Below are 22,610 nucleotides of genomic sequence, written 5' to 3'. Positions count from 1 at the left end.
TAAGATTTTTCTATTATCCGTTTATTTTAAGTTTCATTCCCGGTTTAATATCTTCATCTTTAATACCATTCCATTTTTTAATATCTGAAATTGTTACTCCAGGATATTTTTTAGAAATGCTGTATAAAGAATCTCCTTTCTTAACGTAATAATCTTCGCTAACGTTTTTAGAAGGTGCTTTTTTCTTGAATGAATCAACCGAGTTTGATGCAATTGCTGTTGAAGCTGGCTCTTCTATAACTATTGCTGCTTTAGAAATAATAAGTGTTTTTCCTAAACCAATGTTATTTGAAGTTAAATCGTTAAGTTCTTTTAACTCCGCAATAGTCGTACCGAATTTCTTTGCAATGCTACCTAAATTATCTCCAGCTACTACAACATAGTCCATATCGACTGCTGTAGGTTTCGTTTTTTCTTCAGCAGAAGCAATAGCTTCTTCTTTTTTATCTATAACAGCATTTGCTTTAATAGCTGATGGTGAAGGTTCTTCAGATTTAATTTTTAAACTTCTGCCTATTGCAACGGCATTTGTTTTTAAATTATTCCATTTTTTAAGCTCGCTAATGCTTACATTATACTTAGAAGCGATTGCTCCTAAATTGTCTCCTTTTCTAACTTTGTAAAATTCGAAATCTCCACTTTCAACTGCTGTTGCTGGTTTTGCAACCGCTGGTTTTGTTTTTGGAGTATACTTTATAGCTAATCTTGAATTAGTTGATTTCATTTCAGAATCATACTTCACATAAGCATAAATCTGATCTTCGTTTGAAACAAAAGTTGCTACTTTATCTTTTGGAAGACGAATAAAATGCTGTTCTCCTTGGTAAAACGGAACAACTCCCATTTTATAAGATGGATTTAAAAGCTGAATTTGTGATTGTGGCATGTCTAATAAATCTGCAATCTGTTTGAAAGACATTTGATTTTTGACTGCTATAGTATCTGTTTCGAAGTTCTTAACTACGGCTCTTTCTGGATTAATTCCGTGTTCTTTGTGGTATTCAAAAAGGTACATTGTTGCTAAGAAAGCTGGAACGTAACCTTGAGTTTCTTTTGGAAGATAATTACGAATGTCCCAGTATTTTGTTTTTCCGCCAGAACGACGAATTGCTTTAGTAACATTTCCTGGACCTGAATTATAAGAAGCTAAAACCAGTTCCCAGTCTCCAAAAATATTAAACATTTTGGTCATGTATTCTGAAGCTGCTGCTGTAGCTTTAAGAGGATCGCTTCTTTCGTCGATATAAGAATCAATTTTTAAAGCGTATTGTTTTCCGGTTCCGTACATAAACTGCCAAAGTCCCGTGGCGCCCATTTTAGAAACTGCTTTAGGATTTAAAGCAGATTCTACAACGGCTAAATATTTTATTTCCAGAGGAACGTTTTGTTTTGCAAAAGCATCCTCAAACATTGGGAAATAATATTCTGATAAAGCCATTAATCGAGAAAACGATTTTTTACGGTTCTTAAGAAATGACTTTATTATATTTTCTAAACCTTGATTGTATTGAATTTCAAAAGGTGATTTCTGATTCATCGCCGCCAAACGCTGTTTTAGCAATTCGGTTGGAAGTTCTTCATCAACAGTAACATCTTTGTTAATGGTTTGAATGTCTTTGGTTAGATCATCATAAATATCTAGACTTACTAATTCGTTCATCCAAAGACTGTCTACTTTTGTAGCAAGATTGTCTTTTTTGAAAGAACTTTTAATTGAATCTAAATATGAAAGTTTAACCTCTGGCTTCAATTCTACATCTGTCTTTGCCGTTTCTTGAGCACAGACAGCTAACGAGAAGAAAGCCGAAACCACTAATGATAATTTTTTTACAATCATATAACATTATTTTAAAATTCTGTAATTCAAACAATTACAAGAGTTGTATTTTTGCAAATCTAAGCCCTTTATCGAAGAAAAGTGTTTAAAAAAATGTTAATTGTGATTTTTTAGTCTAAAATCGCAGCGATTCCAGGTAAAATTCTTCCTTCTAACATTTCAAGCATTGCCCCGCCACCAGTAGAGACGTAGCTCATTTTATCTTCAAATCCGAACTGTTTTACTGCTGCAACAGAATCTCCACCACCAACTAATGAAAATGCTCCATTTTGAGTAGCTTCTGCGATATAATCTCCTAATGCGATTGTTCCTTTAGAGAACGTTTCCATTTCAAAAACTCCTAATGGACCATTCCAAAGAATTGTTTTCGACTCTAAAATTACTTTTTTGAAGTTTTCTAGAGATTTTGGACCTGCATCTAAACCTTGCCATCCATCAGGAATTGCAGTTACGTCTACAACCTGAGTATTTGCATTGTTTGAGAAATCGTCTGCAGCAATAACATCAACAGGAATATGTACCTGAACTCCTTTTTCTTTTGCTAATCTTAAAATTTCAAGAGCTAAATCTAATTTATCATCTTCGCAGATAGACTCACCAATTTTTCCGCCTTGAGCTTTAATGAAAGTAAAAGTCATACCTCCACCAATAATCATGTGATCTACTTTATCTAAGATGTTTTCGATAACGGTGATTTTAGAAGAAACTTTAGAACCTCCTAGAACAGCAGTTACAGGTTTTTCACTGTTTTTAAGAACTTTATTTAAACTGTCAATTTCTTTTGCCAATAATGTTCCGAAACATTTATCGTTTGGAAAAAACTGTGCAATAATTGTAGTCGATGCGTGTGCTCTGTGAGCAGTACCAAATGCATCGTTTACATAAATATCTCCAAGAGAAGCTAATTCTTTAGCGAAAGCTACATCTCCTGCCTCTTCTTCTGCGTGGAAACGTAAGTTTTCTAATAAAAGAACTTCGCCTGGTTTTAAATCTTTTGCTGCAGTTTGAGCTGGTTCTCCAACGCAGTTTTCAGCAAATTTTACTTGAACTCCTAAAATATCAGAAGCCGTTTTTAAAATATGTTTTAGAGAGTATTTCTCTTCTGCTCCTTTTGGTCTTCCAAGGTGCGACATTAAAATCACACTTCCACCTTGTGCTAAAATAGCATCAATTGTTGGTTTTGCCGCTTCGATACGTGTTGTATCTGTTACATTAAAATTCTCATCCAATGGCACGTTGAAGTCAACACGGATAATTGCTTTTTTATTTTTAAAATCGAAATCGCTTAAAGTTTTCATCTGCTAATTTTTTTAATTTTTTGAAAGAATAACAAATATAGAACTTTTAGCGTAGTCTAAATTTCAAAAAAGCAAAAATAATCCATTAATAAAAACGAAAACGTTGTAAATTATGAAAATAAACAAAATTATTCTCAAAGATGATAAAAATTACTTGTTTAATCGTGAACTGGACTCTGTGTACAAGGACAGTTACTGATTGATTGCAAGAAATCGAATCCGATGGTGATTGAATGTGTTCCTGAGTTATATGCTCCAAGACCATTAAACATTATCTGGTAAGAATATGCAAAATAGAATTTAGATTTCATAAAACCAGCCATTGGTCCCATAGATAAAGGTTTTGGAAACTGGTCGTTTAAGAAACGGTAAGAAACTCCGATCCAATAGTAATCTTCGTAACGATTGTAACGTCTGTATTTGAAGTTAAAATCGGTTGTAGAACGTTGGTCACTTGCAAAATATTGAAAGAAAACTGATGGTTCATATTCGATACGTCTGTTTTCTCCATCTCTGAAAGTAAATCCAGAATAAATCTGATAGTTAGAAAGCAAATCAGGTTCTACTCCTCTATACTTATCTGTATTTTTCTTTAAAACGTTATTGGCGTTAAAACTAAAATAAAATCCTTTGTTACGGTACAATGCACTAATGTCAAAGTTGTTATTTGAATTGTAACGATTGTCTGTAATTGAAGGGTCTAATGCCACAGGAACGCCATTTACGTCTCCTGTAAAATTACCCGTATCGATTCGGAAACTATTAAAGTTATATGATATACCAAATGAAAGATACTGTTCTGAACGATAATCTAAAATCAAGTGGTGGGCAAACGAAACTTTTGCTCCTGTTTGTCTTGTATTACCATTGCTGTCATTATACAATGATATACCAACTCCAGAACGATCTAGAACACGAAAATCTGCATACAATGATTGGTTATCTGGTGCATCTTTAATTCCGACCCACTGAGTTAAACCGTTGGCTCTAATACGGAGATTATCTCCAATACCAGCATAAGCAGGAGAAAGAATAAAAGGGTTATCAGCTAAATACTGCGTAAACACTGGTAGGTTTAACTCTTGGCTGTAACTTGTTGTTACAGCCATGAGTACTAAGGATAAAATAAACTTTTTCATTGTAATAATATTTTTAGATAACATCATTGGGGCTATAATTTTGTTATCTGTATAAAGTGAAATGTCCAACAAACTCTCTAGGATCTTTCGGATCGTTTAGTTTAAGAACGTACCAGTAATCTCCTGTTGGCAATTCATTTCCATGGTATCTACCATCCCATTTACCATTTACACGGTATTTGGCAACAACTCTACCATATCTGTCATAAATATCGAACGTTAATTCTTTGTACGCTAATGCACCACAATCTGGACCAATAGTATCATTTTGTCCGTCACCGTTTGGAGTAAAGTAGTTTGGCATACAGAAATCATAGAATGTTCCATGAACTGTTATTGTAGCCTCACAACCATTTTTATCTCTCACGATCACTACATAATCACCTGTTTTATAGATTCTATAACTGTTAGATGATGTAAATGACTCTCCATTGAAACTGTACTCGTAAGGAGCAACTCCACCTGTAGCTTGAACCACAATTGTGTTGATGTCTTTACTTTGGTTTGTAATGTCTATTAAGCCAAGTTCTGCAACTGCATTAACAGTAAAGATTGGCGTTGGCACTTCACATCCGTTAGTATGTCTTGCAACGATGAAGTGATCACCAGCAGGAACATTTGTAAAGATGTTACTTGGCTGGAATGTTCCATTGTTATCAAGAGAATAATCTACATCTGTTGGGTCTGTAATAGAAGCATCAATAGTTACTATTACCATGTTTGCCTGTGAGTTGTTTACACAGTCATACGTTACCTCAGCAACCGGATTAAGCGTTACTGGCAATGGTACACTAACTTCTACTTCTTGAGGACAGTTTCCGCCGTCTTTCACAAATACTGTATAAACACCTCCCGCAAGATTTTCAAACGTATGTTGTGTTCCTGTAACCGGTTGGTAAGTACCATTAATATCATTTAAACTAACTAAATAAGGAGGTGTACCACCCGCAATGTCAATTGTAAATGCTCCATTAAGTTCTCCAGCACATTCTTCTGGCATTGTCATTCCAGGTGTTTCAACAACTGAAAGTGGTGCTGTAGGTTGTTTAACCTCAACTACTTCAGTATCATAACATCCATGTTCATCCATTGCTATAACTGTATAGAAACCAGCTTTCAATTTCTCAAAAATGTTACTGTCAAAGTATTGATCGTTTCTTGGTGAAATAGAGTATTTATAACTTCCTGTTCCACCTTTACCGATTACTTCAATTGTTCCATCATTTCCACCAAAACATTTCACTGCTGTTGGAATAAATTCAGCTGAGAATACTTCTTTTGGCTGATCGATATTGACATCTTCTGGTAAAGTTTCGCAATCACCACTCTTCACAATTACTTTATAATCACCAGCTATAAGCTTATCAAATCTACCATTTGACTGTGGTCCTTTTAGTATGTTTCCGGCACCGTCTAGTAAAGTATATTGATAGTTTCCTAATCCGCCTGAAGCATTTGCCACAATTACACCACTTGGATCTTCACGACATAATACTACAGCATTAGATATATCCAAATTAGCTTTCAATGGCTCAAGCGGGTCAATTGTAATTTCGTTAGAAACAAAATCAACACATCCGTTTGCATCTTTCACATAGTACTTGTATGCACCTGGAGCAACATCAAACGAAACAGAACTTGTAAAAGGAACTGTTGAGTATGTTACATCATCACTACTATAAGTGTAAGGAGGCGTACCACCAGTAGCACTTAAAGTAAGTTGAGTCTGTGTAAGACAAGTCATTTTTCTAGTTTCAGCCAAACTTGGTTTAACTTCAGTAGGCTCATTAATTGTTATTGGAGCTGACTCGCCAACACAATTGAATCCGTCAGTAACAGTTATCGTATAAGTTCCTGCTCCTAAACCAGCAAATGAAGGTGTAGTTTGAGGTCCTGAAGATCTTACAGGAGTAACTGAAGTAGTATTTAAAGTATATAAATAATTACTACCCTGTCCGCCTGTAACCGAAGTCGCAGTAATAGTCGCGCTCATATCTCCATTACATAATAATAATGTTTTGTCTGCCGAAGCTGTAACCACAATTGGAGTTGGAACTACTAAAGTAACTTGATCAGTATCAATACAACCACCAGCATCTTTAACAGAAACTGTATACAATCCTGCTTTTAATCCTGTGAATACGTTTTGAGCAGAAAAATCTACTGTTACTGGACCATCTAATTTATATAGATAATCACCTGGCCATCCACCTTGAGCGCTTATACGAATTTCTCCATCATCATTACCTGTTACACAAGTAATGTCTTTTTTAGACGCTAGAATTTCTAATTCTGTAGCTGGACCCTCAATGTTAAATTCAGTTTGAACATCACAGAAAGGAGAATCTATTAATGTTGCAACAACAGTATACTTACCTCTTTTCAGATTCGAAAGTTTTAATTCTGTTGTTGTAGTTGATCCTCTTAGAATCGTTCCAGATTCATGTGTAATCACATAATCAAATCTACCAGCATCATCTTTTGGAGTTGTAATATTATCGACTAATGTCAATGTAATTGCTCCATCTTCATCACTATAGCAAGTAAGGTTTTTAATTTCAGAAGCTACAAATTTGAATGTGTTTGGTTCGTTAACAATATAGATTTTTTCAACACTACATCCTGTTACCGGATTAGTCACAACAATTTTATAATTACCTACTTTCAAATCATTCCATGATCCATTTACACTTGGTGTAAGAGGATATGTATTACCATCTATTCCAACAATAGTATAATCTAAAGCTGGCAATGTTCCTGTTGTAGCGATCGCAGTTACTTGAATAGCTTCATCGTTTTTACAAGTAATTTGCGTAGCAACAATTTTTAGATCAGCAATTCCAATGTAAGGATCGATTGTTACTGTAGCGTAAGTACCCTGACATCCTTTAGAATCAAATACATTCACGATATAGTCACCACCTAAATAATCAGATTCGGTATATGTGTTTCTATCATCATTTTGTACCTGAACTCCATCTCTCATGAATTGATATCTGATATAAGTGTTAGAACCACCTGTTACAGAACCTGGCGCTACTGTAATTGTAGCGTTACCAGCATTGTTTGTTCCTGCAGAACATAGGTATTGTGTTACTATAGGTTTAGCAACAACCACTGACTGTGGCTGACCAACTGTAGCTGGTGCTGTTGCAAAACATCCTCTTCCAGAAGTTACCGTTACAACGTAATTACCAAATGGTAAGTCGTTGAAAATTGGGCTATCCTGAGGTAATCTGTTTTCTGGTCCAGCAAGACTGTACATGTAAACAGGGTTATCATTTGATGTTGCAATTGTTACTGAGATGCTACCATTAGCATAACCATTACAAGATGTAGGAGTCGCTGTTGCAACAATTCCTGTAACATCTGTTGGCATTTCTATTGTTTCTTCAATCTCTACCTCACAATTTGTATTAACATCTCTTACTCTAAAAGTATATTTTATTCCAGGAGCTAATCCTATAAATACCGGACTTGTACTTGTATTTGTCCAATTATCTCTTGTGTAAACATAACTTGGAGTTGGCACTTTTCCGCCAGAAGCGAATAAAGTAATTGTACCATCGGCAGCTTTACAAGTAGGCACTTTTGTAACCTTCGCACTTAACGCAAGAGGTTCATAAATTGTAACAGGAGCCAAAGCTGTTGTTGTACACTTATTAGCATCTCTTACAGTTACTGTATAATTTCCTGGAGCAGTAACTGTAAAGAAACTAGCGCCTTGGAATTGTACTCCGTCTAAACTATATTCTAGAGTACCAACACCATTTGCAGTAACGTCGATTCTGTATCCTGCAGCATTATAACATTGACTCGCAACCGCAACATTTGTAATTGCAGGTTTTGGATCTAATGAAATATTTACTGTTTTAAACTTAGGACAACCATTACCATCTTTTACATAAACATCATACGAATCAAACAACGGTGCAATTTTAGTTGTTGCAAATGTTTTAGTGTTTGAAGATGAATATTGACCCGCTGTTGGAACTGTTCCTGCTGGTACGAAAGCAAATGTAAATCCTGATCCAGGAGTTCCGCCTACAATTGTAGAAGCATCAGCAGTAATAACTGCTCCAGTTGTCCAACAATTTTGGTTTTTAACCGTAACAACCATAGTCGTTAGATCTAGTACTGGCGGTTCAGTGATGTTTACATCAGCAGATGTAATATCACAGAATGGATAAGCTGTCTCAGTAATTACTACTGTATACTTAGCTCCCGCAGAAAGTCCGAAAGGAATTGTAAACGGATTTGCTGTTGCAGTAGTTCCAGATCCTGAAGCACCTGTAACCGCTACTCCATTGTTGTACACCTGATAGGTGTATGGACCGCTGTAATCTACAATATTAAATGTGATTTTACCATCGCTTAAACCATTACAAGAAACTGACGAAGAAGCATTTGCAATAACTTTAGCAGTATTGAATACTGGCACTTCGTAAGGCTCAGTAGTAATATAACAGAATGTTGTCAAATCAGTTATTTTAAACTGATAGAAATGACCAACAGTTGGAGCTAGATAACTAAATGTATTTCCAGTCACAGCATATGGACCACCGCTTAATAAAACACCATCCTGATATACTTCGTATTGGAAGTTTGCCGGACTAGCTCCGCCATTGATTACAACATCAATAACTTCACCAGCATTATTACAAGCTGCTCTTCTTCCTTGTGTAACTGTAGGTTTTTTCAATATTGGGAATGGATCCACTTTAATTTCAACCTCAGCAATACATCCATTTTTATCTCTAACATAATATGTTAGGGTTTGAACATTTTGGTTATCAACTACCGTAAATGTATTGCTTGTTTCCCATTTTGTTTTGTTATTACTATAAGTATAATCTCCTACTAAACCTGTACCTGTACCAAATTTACCAGTAACAGTAACAATCGTCTCGTTAATACTTGTTCCTGTACAAGTAAACTTTGTAGCCGAAGCTTCTGCCACTACTGCAATTGGAGGGTTAATATCAACGGTTGTTGGAGCATCACACAATCTGTCAGATGTAACATTTACAGCATAAGTACCAGCACTTAATCCTGTAAACAACGGATTGTTTACTTGTGTTAATACTAAACCAACTGTAGGTGACGTACGCTGAACAGTGTATGTATACGGTGGGTTATCGTTACTTGTTGGTAAAGTAAACAAGATAGAACCATTATCGACATTTCCTTGAGTTCCTGAACAATATGGAGATGTTGGTGTTGCATTAAATGTAACTGCAGTTGGCGCTACCATATTCACTGTACTAACCGGAGTTGGACAGTTATGAGCATCATACACTACAAAATCGTATGTACTTGTAAGAGGAGAAACAACTGTATAATCAGAATATGTTCCGTTTACAAATGCAATTGGAGCAGAAGCCGCACCACCATTGATGGCTACAGTATAGCTATAAGGCGCATATCCACCAGATGCTTTTACTCTAATAGTACCTTCAACTGTACCCGTACAGAAAATATCTTTTGTTTTTTCTGCTGAAGAATAAAGCTGTCCTTCAATTGTAGTAATCGAAGTAGTACCAGTACATCCAAATTTATCTCTAACTGTAAATGTATAATCTCCAGGAGTTAAATCAGTAAATGTATTATTATTAATTTGCCATGTCTGACCACCATTAATACTATAATCATAAGTATCTGTTGGCAATGCAAAAGGCGATGTAGATGAAGCAATTACTACAATAGTTGCTTTATCAGCATTTGTATAACAATAATCTGTTGTAGGGTCGATACTTGCTGTTGGAGGAACCGGTGTACTTAAATTAAATGAATCAGTCACCTCACAACCATTAGCATCTTTTACAGAAACTTTATAAGATCCTGCAGGTCCTACTTGATTAAGATTATCAAACTTACCATTTTTGTTTGTTACCACTGTTAAGTCTGGCTGCGTCAAAGTATAGGTATAATCACCCCAACCATCTTTAGCATTTATTACTACAGCTCCCAAAGTAGTACATCCTAATGGTGTAACAACTAACGGATCTAAAGCTAAAGCCGCAGTTGGCTCTTTAATAATTACCACGTTCGAAACAGAAGGACATTTTGGATGACCTGTTTCTTGAATATGTACGGTGTAATTATTTCCTGCTACTAATCCGAAAGGAATTACAAACGGATTTGAAGTTGCAGTATCGTGAGAACCGCTTGCCCCAACTACTGCAGTTAGGCCATCAAAAATTTGATAATCATATTTACCTGAATAACCAGCGATATTGATTTGAATTGTTCCATTATTTTCTGATATACATTTTACATCAGAAGCAGTAGTAGCAGTTACGCTAATAAGATCGAATAAAGGAACCTCATAAATGTTAGTTAAAATCTCACAACCTGTTTCATTATCAATAATTTTAAACTGGTACTTACTACCCGCTGTTGTAGCATTATAAGTATATGGTGTTCCAGCAGAATTTGTAAGAGTTGTATAACTAGCTCCGTCAATTGAAACTTGATATGTGAAATCAGCTGGAGTGGATCCTCCAACTACATCAATTTGAATTACCTCTCTACCATTTTGACAATCGATTTGAGATCCCGTTGCAGCATCTCTTTTAGCTGTAGCTGAAATTAATTTTGGCAATGGATCTAATGGTGTAACTAAACCACTTGTCTCATAAATACATCCATTAGCATCTTTCACCCAATAATGAGGGTCTTGAACACTTCCTGTATCAGATAATTCAAATGTGTAATTATCGTCAGCTGGTGTGCTATTACTTGTAAAATAATTAGTACCGTCTTTACTGAAAGTAAATGTTCCAGTTCCTGTACCACCTGCAGCCGATACAACAACTGTAGTTGTAGTAGGGTCAACTGCACAACTAAATGGTGTTGCAGTAGCAGTTGCATAAACCGCACTTGGAGCCGGTACATTAGCAGGCACCTCAAATTCACAGCCTCTAGAAGAAATAACTTTAACTGTATAATCTCCTGCAATTAAACCTGTAAAATAATTATTATTATCCTGTGTAATCGCAGGTCCTGCAGGTAAAACAGGTGTCAGGATAAATTTATAATCCGGATTGTCATTAACAGCTCTTAAGTTAACCGTAAGAGTTCCGTTATTGTTTGTTCCTTGTGTTCCGTTACAATCAACAGCAGTTGTTGTAATATCTCCTGGAACTAAATCTACAAGAGTTGGTACAAGTAAATCAACAATAACTGATTTAGAACAATTTGTGTTTAAATCTCTTACTGTTACAGTATAATTACCCGCTGCCTGACCTACAAATTTTGGATTGTTAATTTGCACAACATCTACAGTAGCTACGTTATTATTTTTTAAAGTGTATTCAAAATTATTTGGTGCAAATCCGCCAGTTACAACAGCAGTAATTGTACCGTCAGCATCTCTACATGTAGGGTCTATAGTAAATTTAGCTTTGATGTCTAAAGGTACAGCAATAGGGTTTAATGTTACTTTATTACCACAACCATTAAAATCTCTAACTTCTACAGTATGATTTCCTGAATGAAGATTAGATATAGAAAATGTTGTTGAAGGCATAGGAACAAAATCAAAACCATCTAAACTATACGTATATGGAGCAATACCGAATGTTGTCATATCAACATCGATTACAAAAGAGTCTTCCTCAGCACAAACACTGTTTACAACAGCTGTTATTACTGGAGTTGGATCTAATTTCACTTCAACAAACTCTACCTGAATACAGCCATTTGCATCTTTTACATAAACTAAATAGTGACCCCATTCTTTATTAAAAGTACTTCCTGTATGAAGAGCTGGGTCGAAAGAAGCAGAAAGCGCAGCATCTGTCACTGGTTTATCTGAACCGTCAATTACACCAGCTACACCTGTATCTGGGAAAATTTGATATAAATAAGGCGCTGGAACTGTAATAGTTTTTGTAGGGTCTGATGGATCAACGACTACTTTAGTAACCGTTCCTCCTTGTCCAAAAGCTTCAATTATACCTTGATCAGTTCCACAATTATCATTTTTAGGAGAACTAACCTTTAATGTTAAAGGAACAACTGATTCACTTATTGTAAAAGTTTTAGACGTATTCATACAAACTACAGTTGAAGTATTATCCAATTCTGTAAATAAGATATAATATGTCCCTGGAACCAGTGGTCCTACATTTGTTGCCGAATTAGTCGGCAATGTCACTGTACCCCCAACTGCCGGAGTAACTAGTGTATTACTTTGCGAATTGTAAACTTCGTATTTAACTGTTTCTGTTGTTGGTTTTGTACCAGTGAACGTGAATGAAACATTTCCATTGCCAGCTCCCTGACATGTTACATTAGCTGGTGTTACAGCAATATTTAAATTAGAAGAAGTCAATGTTGGAGCTTCTGCTTGTTTAAAGAAATAACAGTCTGTTGTTACGTCATAAACGATGAACGAATAAGTAACCCCTGGCAATAAACCGTTAAAAGTCGATTGTGTATATTCAGGATCCGCAGGATTCGTTGAATCTGAATCTTGGTATGATCCTGTATTATCAGCATATTTATATGGTGGTGTAGAAGCTGAATTGATTGGATAAAGAGCAAAATGATAAGGCCCTCCAATAATCGGCGTATTTACAGTCACAACAAGACTTGCTGTTGTACATGACGCTGTTCCTGCTTTAACCTCAATTTTTAAATCTTCTGGTTTTGACGCCATCGAGATTGTTTTGGTAACTGAACAGCCGTTTTTATCAGAAACCGTTAATTGATAAATACCAAAATTTAAAATATTAAAAGTATAATCACCTCTAACATCTGAAATTGCATGTGGAGCAACTTGCGTTGGCTCATTAACATTATTTGTTAAAGTATAAGTAAATGGCCCTAGAGGAGCAATATCACTTGAACCTCCTGTAAAATTGTGAACCGTAATAGATCCATAAGATATTCCGCTACCGCTAGTATCACAAGTCATAGGTTTAACATCAATATCAAATTCAATTTTAGCAGGTTGTTTAATATCTGTAGTTTTCTCAAGATAACAACCTTTATCATCTGTTACTCTTACAGTATAATCACCAGCTGGAAGACCAGTAGTTTGTGCACCATAAGAGGTAGAAGTTGTTGTATTGTAAACAGAGATTGTATAAGGAGATACTCCTTTTGTCTTGTCAATTGTTACTGTAATAGAACCCGTTGCATCTCCGTTACATAAAATAGTTGAATTAGGAGTTAATGTAAAATCAGGATCTGTTCTTGGTCCTACAACAACTGTAGATGTAAGACTACATTTAGCATCTGACGCATCTGTTAACGTAAATATATAAGTTGTATTTCCAACTTGCGGAGGATCTACAGGATCTGTATAAGTAAAAGTTGTACCAGTTACTGGTATAACAGTTGGATCTACTACTCCATTTTTAGTTACAGTATAAGAATAATTAAGTTTTCCACCAGAAACAATACCTTTTATCTCAGTATTCTGAGTAAGACAGTTTGCTGATTTGCTTAAAGTAGCATTGAATTTCAATTCAGATTCAATATCTATTGCTGACAATGGTAAAATACAACCCGTTGCCATATCTTTTACTTTAACATTATACTTTCCTGGCTCCAAATTAGGGAAAGTACCACTACTTTGATAAACACCATCATTGATATTGTACATGTAAGTAGGAGACGGAACTGTAGGTGTAACTACAATTGTCGCTTTATCAACTGAATCATAACATAAATCTGAAGCTGTCAAATCGATACTCGCGCTTGGCAATACTTTTGCATCAACAGTAAATGTATCTGTAACAGTACATCCGTTTCCATTTAAATCTGTAACAGAAATACCATAAGTACCAGACTGAGTTATATTGGCAAAAGTTGAACTTGGCTGAGGACCAACTAAAGTTCCGTCAGGTTGAGTTAATGTATATCTATTGTTACCCCAACCGCCAGTTGTATTAATAACTACTTTACCATTGTTTGGCGAACAAGTGATAGGAGTAATTGTTGGCGCTAGAAGAGCCAATGGATCTTTCGGCTCTTTAACTTCAAGAACCTTTGTTGCTGAACAAGTAGTTGCTGAATTTGTAACTTTAAATGTATAAGTATCTGCAGGTAATCCTACATAATCAATAACGTTTCCTACTTTCGTAGATTGGCTAATTGCCACAAGTGCATTTACGCTGTTTCTTAGTTCATAAGTATATGTAGTACCTACATTACCAGAAACTGTAAAACTAAGTTTACCATCTGATGCACCTTTACAAACTACATTTGAAATTACTGAACCGTTGGCAATAGGCAATTCAACTTTTTCAATTTTATAATCGCCAGTCGTTGTACATTTATTAGCATCTGTAACTTTAAAAGAGTAGTTACCCGGAGCTAAATCTTTAAATACATAAGACTGAGCCGTTACACCTGTTGCAACAGCAACTGCCGGAGCTGGAACTGCATCTGTAGATGTAATTTCAACTCTAAATGGTCCTACACCTCCTGAATAAGATACTGTTAAATCTGTATCTAATTGTGTAGCCATACAAGAAATAACATTGGCTTGTGAAAAAGCCATATTTGATGGCGGATTTAATGTATTAACCACAGGCGAAACCGGAACTCTATAAGGGCAATTATTTGCATCGAATACATCTACTGTAACTGCACCAGGAGTGCTAGTCGTGTAGGTATTTGATGTTCCTGCCGGTAAAACTCCGTTGAAACTATATCTGTATTTATCTGTTCCACTATATGGTGTTCCTGGCAATAATACCGTAACTGTAATAGTAGCAGCTTGTGTAGCGTTTGATGTTCCACAACTTAATGCTGTAGTAAGATCAGCTTTAGCTGTTAATTGTGGCGGGTTTGAAACAGTCGTTTTTGCTGTTACAAACTGACATTTTTTAGAATCCGTAACTCTAAACCAGTAATCTCCAGCCGTAGCATTAGAATATGTTTTACTAGTCATGGTAGTAAATGGTCCTGTAGCAGAAACTGTTGAAACTTCGTAAGTGTATGGTGCTAATCCTGAACTAGCGTTTACAATAATAGAACCATCATTTCCATTGTAACAAGTAGGATTTGTTGGTGTAGCTGTAGCTGTTGGAGATACTCTCGCAGCGATATTTTGCGTTACAGTAGTTCTACATCCTTTACTGTCAAAAATTTCAAATTCATAAGTTGCAGCCGCAGCACCTGTAGTTGTTTGGTACGTAAATGTAGTCGCACCAGCACCTACTGGAATATTAGAACCACTAAATCCACTGCCATTTGTACTTACTCTATAGCTATAATCTGGATAACCATCTTTTATAGAAACTTCAATAATTGCATTTGGATTTGTAGCATCACAAGTTAAATCTTTTACTAAAGGATTTAATTTCGCTGATATTGGTGCATTAATTGTTGGTACAGTCAAATCAGTATAACATCCTGTAGAAGTATCAGTAACTCTAATTTTATGAGTAATTCCTGGAGTTACTCCTGTGAAAGTACCGTTATTTTGAACAGCACCATTATCTAGAACATACGTATAATTAGGAGCACTGTTAGGCGATACTACAATTTTTGCCCCACTACCTGTAACACAGAAATCTGAGTTTGTAAGATCAATGCTTGCAGTTGGATTAACCTTGTCATTAATAGTAAAAGTTCCTGTTACAGTACAACCATTTAAATCTTTTACAGAAACAGAATAAGCACCTGCATTTAAATTAGAAAATACATTTGTCGTTGTTTGAACAATCGCTGATCCTGCTGGAGATGTAGGTGTAACTGTATATTCATAAGTTCCCCAACCTCCAACTACATTAATTGTTGCTTTTCCTTTATTATCACAAGTTACGTGTACTAATGTTGATGGATTTAATACCAATGCAGCAGGTGGTGCCGCAATTGTAACCGATTGAGATTGTGGACAATTTGTAACTGTATTTGTTACTACAATTGTATGAAGTCCTGTGCTTAAATTTGGTACAGAAATCTCAAATGAACTTCCTATTGCAGGAGATGTTCCTGTAATTGCAGTCGCTGAACCATCAACTTTATAACTGTAAGCTGTCCCATTACCTAATCCTGTAACAGTAAATATTGCAGAACCATCAGTTGCAGTAGAACAGCTAATATTACTCTGAGATTTTAAAGCTACTGCAAATACTGGTAATGATGGTACATCAAGTATTTTTTCATACACACAGAAATTAGCATCTCTAACTTCAAAAGTATATGTTTTACCTGCTGCCAATCCAGTAAAAGTATTACTAGTTTGGTAAGTAGAAGTACCCGGAGGTACAGGAAGTTTGATTCTATATTCTAAACCTGTTGTAGGTACAGCAACTCCTGCAGCATTAACAACATTTGTAATCGTTACATCTGTTGTATTGCTTGGACATTTTACTGCCGTTGGCGTAAGTGTCATTCCTTTTGGAGGATTCAACGCTTTAATCGTTCCTGCAGTTTTCGTAATAGGGCAAGATTTACTGTCAGTAGCTGTTACTTCATAATCTCCTTCAATAGTTAAATTATTAAATACACCAGTAGTATTAGTTTCTATAGTAGCGCCAGTAGTTGTATTTTTTAATACATAAGTAAAGCCACCGTTTCCGTTACCTGCGCTTGCTGTAATAGTAGCCGCATTAGTGGTACAATTATAAGGCGTTGTAATAGAAGCTGTAAGTGTAACAGCAGCTGGTTGAATTACATAGAATGTATATTGTTGTTGACATCCTAAGGCATCTTCAACAATATAAGTATATTTAGTACCGGCACCAACAGAACCTGCTAATGAACCGTAACGAACAGGTGATGTTGTTACTGTTGTAAAAGCTCCTGTACCATTAAATTGGATCTTAAATGGTGCAACACCATTTTGTGGTGTAATATCAATATAACCATCTGCTTTTCCAAAACATGTAACTGGATTTACAGCGTGAGTAGCCGTAACCGGAACTTTAGCAAGCACTTCTTTTTCTACAGTAATAGGACAACCGTTTTTGTCTTTAATAGCAAATACATAAGTCGCAGCTGTTGTAGCAGAATAAGAGAATGTTGGACCAGCAGTAGTACCATTATTTACTAGTACCGCACCTGTTCCTTTATTTGTAACAGTATAAGTATAAGGTGATGTTCCGCCATCTATAGTAACATCTATAGTAGCATTTGCAGCAGTACCTGTTTTACAAGATAATGGAACACTAATATCAGCTTTCGCTGTGATCGCTTTATTAATAGTTTGACTTGCTGTAATCGCATCACATTTATTAGCATCTAAAATTAAAAACTGGTATGTACCTGTTCCTTTAGCGATATAATCAAAAGTTGGCCCGTTAAAAGTTGAACTTGGATCACTGTATGTTACACCTCCATCAGTACTTACTTGATAAGTGTAAGGCTTAAGACCGCCAGATACACTAACTCTAATAGTAGCATTGCTACCATCAAAACACAATCCTACATTAGAAACTATTGATGCCGTTGGCTTACTTGGTGCACTAATAACCAAGTCTTTATTCATCGCAACGTTACATCCATTTGCATCAGTACCCGAAACAATGTAAGTTCCAGCAGGAACTTCGTCTATTTTCCAAGTCGTAGTTGGGAATGTTTTTATATATGACGAATTTTTATCTTTAAGTGTAACTACATAATCTGGAGTTCCTCCTGAAACAGTTGCTGTTACAGTTGCCCCTTTACACGTTGCAGCCGATGCACTTGCATTTACTACAAATGCAGTTGGCGATGTAATTGTAGTTGGAATATCGAAACTACAAGAAGATGCATTATTTGCAAAACGTACTTTTACATTATATGTTCCTTCACCTTTATCATCAAAGTTAACTGGAGAAGTCGTAGATTTTACCCATGTTGGATTAGTAGCATTTCCATTTAAAGTATAATAGAAACCATTTACAGTATCAAAATTTTTAGCTACAATACTGAAAGTACCATTTTTATCTCCTTTACATTTAAGTCCGTTAATTCCTGTTACTTCTGCAGAAAATCCTTGTCCGCTTGGAACTTTAAGAGTTAAAGTTTTGTCTTGCAAACATGATTTTGGCACCTGACGTACCCAAATATCATCGATTACTAAATCGTTTCCATTGAATACTTCACTTCCTGAACGTATCACAAAAGTTAAATTGGTGTTTGCTCCAGGATTTAGTTTAATACTAATTGGCACCCATTTTTTTCTGTCAGGATGATTTAAACCAGGCGCAATTTCCCCTGTATCATCTCTAGCTACAACATTACCTTTAGAATCAATTAATTCAATTCTAATAATTGGAGCCGCACTATTATATGAAGGCATTAATAAATTTCCTACATAAAAGTCGACAATAACATCCTGATTAGGTATAACATCTGCAATTGGTTTACTGTACAAAATACCATACTTTCCAGCAGCATTACCAACGTTTACTAATAAATATCTACCATCAGGGTCTCCAGTGTTAGCTAAATTATTAGGGTTTGTCGTATGATCTTTGAAATGGAACCAAGCACCACTATTATTGCTATTTGGATCGTCATCTCTCCAGAAGAAACTTGCTACAGAGTAAGCATTATCTTCAACAGATCTACTAGGTGTTCCATCTGGATATTTACATAAATAAGGCGGATTAACTCTTTGATCGTTAAAACAGTAAGCCGCTGCAATACCAGGAGCTGTTGTTGGTGGTCCGCTACCAAAATCCTCTTTTAGTAAATTACTATAAGTTGGAACAGAAACTAAATTGTACTCTACTTTAATTTTATAATCTCCAACAGGAATATCTTTAAAGATATTAGCCGGAGTATTTGTATTTAAAGTATAAATGTAATTAGAAGGGTTTGCCGGATCTGGCTTCCCTAAATAGTAAGAATAGCTATAATTTGGACTTGCATCTGCATTAACCGTTACTGTAGCTGTACCTTCTCCTTTACAATTATAAGTCAAAACAGGATCACTAAATATAGGATCAGCCGGTTTTTCGTCTAAGATAATACCTGACATTGGGAAAATACACCCAGCAGCATCTTTAATATATAATGTAATAGGAGATGAACTTGGATTTATGTAGGCAAAATTATCTGTAATATAATTATTTCCTCCGTCAAAACTATAGCGGTATAAATTTGGTGCAGGAAAAGGCACTCCCCCCTGAGGATTGGTAATTCTAACCATTCCTTGTTTAGTATTCCCTGTCGGCCCACAACCTGATAATTCAGCAACACCTGCCGAAGCAGTCAGTGTAGATGTAGGTCCCGTAATTTTAATAACTTTTTCTGGGTCAGTACAATCTACTCCATTTATTGTATATTTTACTGTAACCTTATAATCTCCTACAGCTAAGCCCGTTGTTGGTAAAGTTGTATATGCGCCACCAGCAACTCCAGCAATACTGTAAGAAACGGTATAACCAGAATCTGCAGGAGAAACTGAAATTGAAATTTCTCCTTCTTTAGTATTGTAACAACTTACATTTTTCGAATTTATAGTAACTGTTGGTTTAGCAATAGGATTTACTGAAAATGTCGGAATTATATATTCACAATCATGACTGTCTACAACTTTTATACTATAGCTACCACCTGGATTTGCTACAGGAATTTTATTCTCAGAAACAAATGGTTGATTATTTATAGAGTAATAGTAAGGTGCTGTACCTCCTTTCGGATTTACTGTAATCTCTCCATCTGAACATGCCGTAAGTGATTTTACGTCATAAGTCGCAGTAAGTGCATCTGGTGCAATTATTTTTACATCGCTTATATTGGTACAACCATCAGATGTTGTTACAGTAAGTGTATAATCTCCTGGAAGTAAATCGAATATAGCTTTATTATTAGAAATTGGCCCAATGGTCTGAACTGTTGCACTACCTTGTTTAATAACAAAAGTGTAATTTGGATTCGAATTATTTGCCGCAACTTCAACAGTACCTTTATTACTTGCACAAAGAGGTTGTGTTATTACTGTCTTAACATCAACATCTAATTTTCTAATAAGAATATTTTTAACTACAAAATCACACGGAAAAGTAGTTACATTAGTTTGTTTAACATGGACAGTATAAGAACCTTCAGTAGCAATTGGGAATATATTACTTGACTGGTATGCTCCTATAGGTCCATTAGGATCCTTGCTGATGGCATACTCATATCCAGCTGGGACACCTTCAACAGTAATACTACCATTACTTGAACAAATAATATCTTTATGCTTTTCTGTTGGAGTTAATGGGTTTTGATAAACATCAAAATAAAAACGATTGAAACAAACTCCACCTTTATAGGTAACTGTCAATCTATATCTTCCTTTTGCATCTGCAGTATAATCAGGTCCTGATCCTACTTGCTCCCATTTACAAAATTCATTCGGATTTCCAGTACTTGTCAATGATTCGTTTGGACAGTTTTTACCTGTTGACACCGTACAGCTGCCTTCAACAAAACGTTCCCATACTATATTGGAAGCATCCGTGATAGTTGTTTTTATTTCTTTTTTATCGTTACCACCACACAAATAAATGTTTGGAAATGGTTGACCAGTATCAGCACAAGTTACAACTTCGCTTGCAAAATCTAACACCGGGTTTTTGCTTGTACTTTTAAAACGAGTTACAACAAAAGATTGAGAAATAGATCTACATGGTGCTTGAGCCAAGTTATACACATAATATGTGCCTTCTTTACTCACAGTAAATGGATTTCCCTCACCAATTTTATTGGTCATTTTGGCATCACTATACCATGTGTACTTATCATATCCTTTTGCAGGAATAAGATCTACAGTATCTGTACATAAGGTTACATTTTCAGTATATTCACAACCGTCTACACCTACTAAAAAGTTTGTGGCTTTTGGCGTTACAGCACATCCATCAGTTGAATTAACACTTCCTTGAGGAGCTGTTTCATCGATTGAAAAGCTGGTATTTTCCTTCCCTTTATAAGTAGCAAAAGCCTGGTTGTCGATACTGTTAGAGCAAGCCTCGCTTAGTGAATGACAATCAGGAACTACTTGAACTTTAAAAGAGATTTTACTTACAGTAGGACTATTCTTTGTTATTAATTTAGGATCTGTTACCTCAAAAACAATTTTTCTTGTAACAGGGTCATAAGGTGTTTTAACTATAATTCCATCTGGCAATGGTAGTAAATCATTTTTTTGATCAAAAATAACGTTTATTGGCAACTGATCAGTAATAACTAATGAAGTTGCATCATCATTACCTTTATTTTGAATCGTAATTTCATAGACCAATTGCTGACCAAGAGTCACATTCTGTCCTCCGATATTCTTCCCGTCTGTGTCTTTTACAATTTTTGTCAGCGCAATTTGAGGGGCGATAACCTCGACGTTAAAAGCATTAAAATAAACACCATAACCATCTCCGCTTGTCGTTAGTTTTAAATTAGCTTTAGTATCACCATTTTTAATAATAGCGTTACTGGCGTTATTCAATTCAATAATACCCGCATCAAAACCAAGCGTATTTGTACTGGCTGGATTTCTGGCTAAATTATTTCCAGAGAGATCATTAATTACACTGCAAAAGAAATTATTTTTTGCACGTTCGTTAGTATAAACCTGTGTACCATTTACAGAATAAGTATCTCCCGATGTATTTTTATCCCCTTCTAAAGCTGCAAAAGCTAATTTTACTTTTACATTTCCAGTTGGAATAGTTTTAAAATTAGAAATAGCATACGTCAAATCTTGACCGCCTGCTTGAATCCAGCTAAATCCATCATAAGCTGTAATATATTTTGCAGTAGAATTTGGGTCTTCATAAATAACAAATAAAGACCATCCTGCAGCATAACCACCATTACTCAATTTACCTCGAGCAGAATTAATATTTGCAACTGTATATTCCCCTTCAGGATTTTTTGAAGCTTTTAGTAGGTCTGTTACATTATAGTAATAAGCATATGGTACTTGATCTCCATTTGTGCTTTTTGGATTACCAGAGTAATAATCATAGATTAACGTTCCCGAAATTTCATGATAAGCTGTTTCCTTAGGTAACTTAAACTTTATATTACCTAATTCACTTCGCTTTACCGTTTTGTTATCTAAAGAAGCTTGTGTATAAATACCTGACCAATACAATCCTGCGTACACAATATTGTAACAAGCTCTACTGGCATCTGGCACTTTTAAAGTTGCAGAACTTGAACTAAAGGTATCAGGATCACCATCAATATCAATATATTGCATGTTCTCCGAGTTATTATCTGTACCTCCAGTAAAAGGATCGTTTGCATACTCTTTGGCTTTACCGTTATCTCTATTAACAATATTATTACCAATAAGCATCATATCTCCTCTAATGCTTGTCTCAAACCTTGGTTTAAAGTCTACAAAGGTTTTTTGGGCTAGCATAAGATAACTTTGCAATAAAAACAAAG

At 35.5% G+C, this 22,610-nt stretch carries 4 protein-coding genes; all 4 read right to left on the bottom strand.

Annotation, left to right across the window (positions count from 1 at the left end; genetic code table 11):
* Positions 1–13: 13 nt before the first annotated feature.
* Positions 14–1,837: a lytic transglycosylase gene (locus tag B3J44_RS23945; RefSeq protein ID WP_286972043.1), complete on the bottom strand. Its 1,824-nt coding sequence runs from the start codon at positions 1,835–1,837 to the stop codon at positions 14–16.
* 110 nt (positions 1,838–1,947) lie between these two features.
* Positions 1,948–3,135, bottom strand: coding sequence for a phosphoglycerate kinase (locus B3J44_RS23940; RefSeq protein WP_198855097.1), 1,188 nt, complete (start codon positions 3,133–3,135; stop codon positions 1,948–1,950).
* A 158-nt stretch (positions 3,136–3,293) separates the two neighbouring features.
* Positions 3,294–4,274: a PorP/SprF family type IX secretion system membrane protein gene (locus tag B3J44_RS23935; RefSeq protein WP_286972040.1), complete on the bottom strand. Its 981-nt coding sequence runs from the start codon at positions 4,272–4,274 to the stop codon at positions 3,294–3,296.
* Between the two features lie 43 nt (positions 4,275–4,317).
* A complete protein-coding gene (locus tag B3J44_RS23930; protein WP_286972038.1) occupies positions 4,318–22,584 on the bottom strand; it encodes a T9SS type B sorting domain-containing protein in 18,267 nt (6,088 codons plus the stop codon).
* Between the last annotated feature and the right edge of the window lie 26 nt (positions 22,585–22,610).

Origin of the sequence: Flavobacterium sp. UBA4854 (assembly GCF_002399805.1) — a bacterium.
Taxonomy (GTDB): domain Bacteria; phylum Bacteroidota; class Bacteroidia; order Flavobacteriales; family Flavobacteriaceae; genus Flavobacterium; species Flavobacterium ginsengisoli.
Note: the sequence above shows the minus strand (reverse complement) of the source record. Positions and strands in the feature narration are given on the sequence as shown.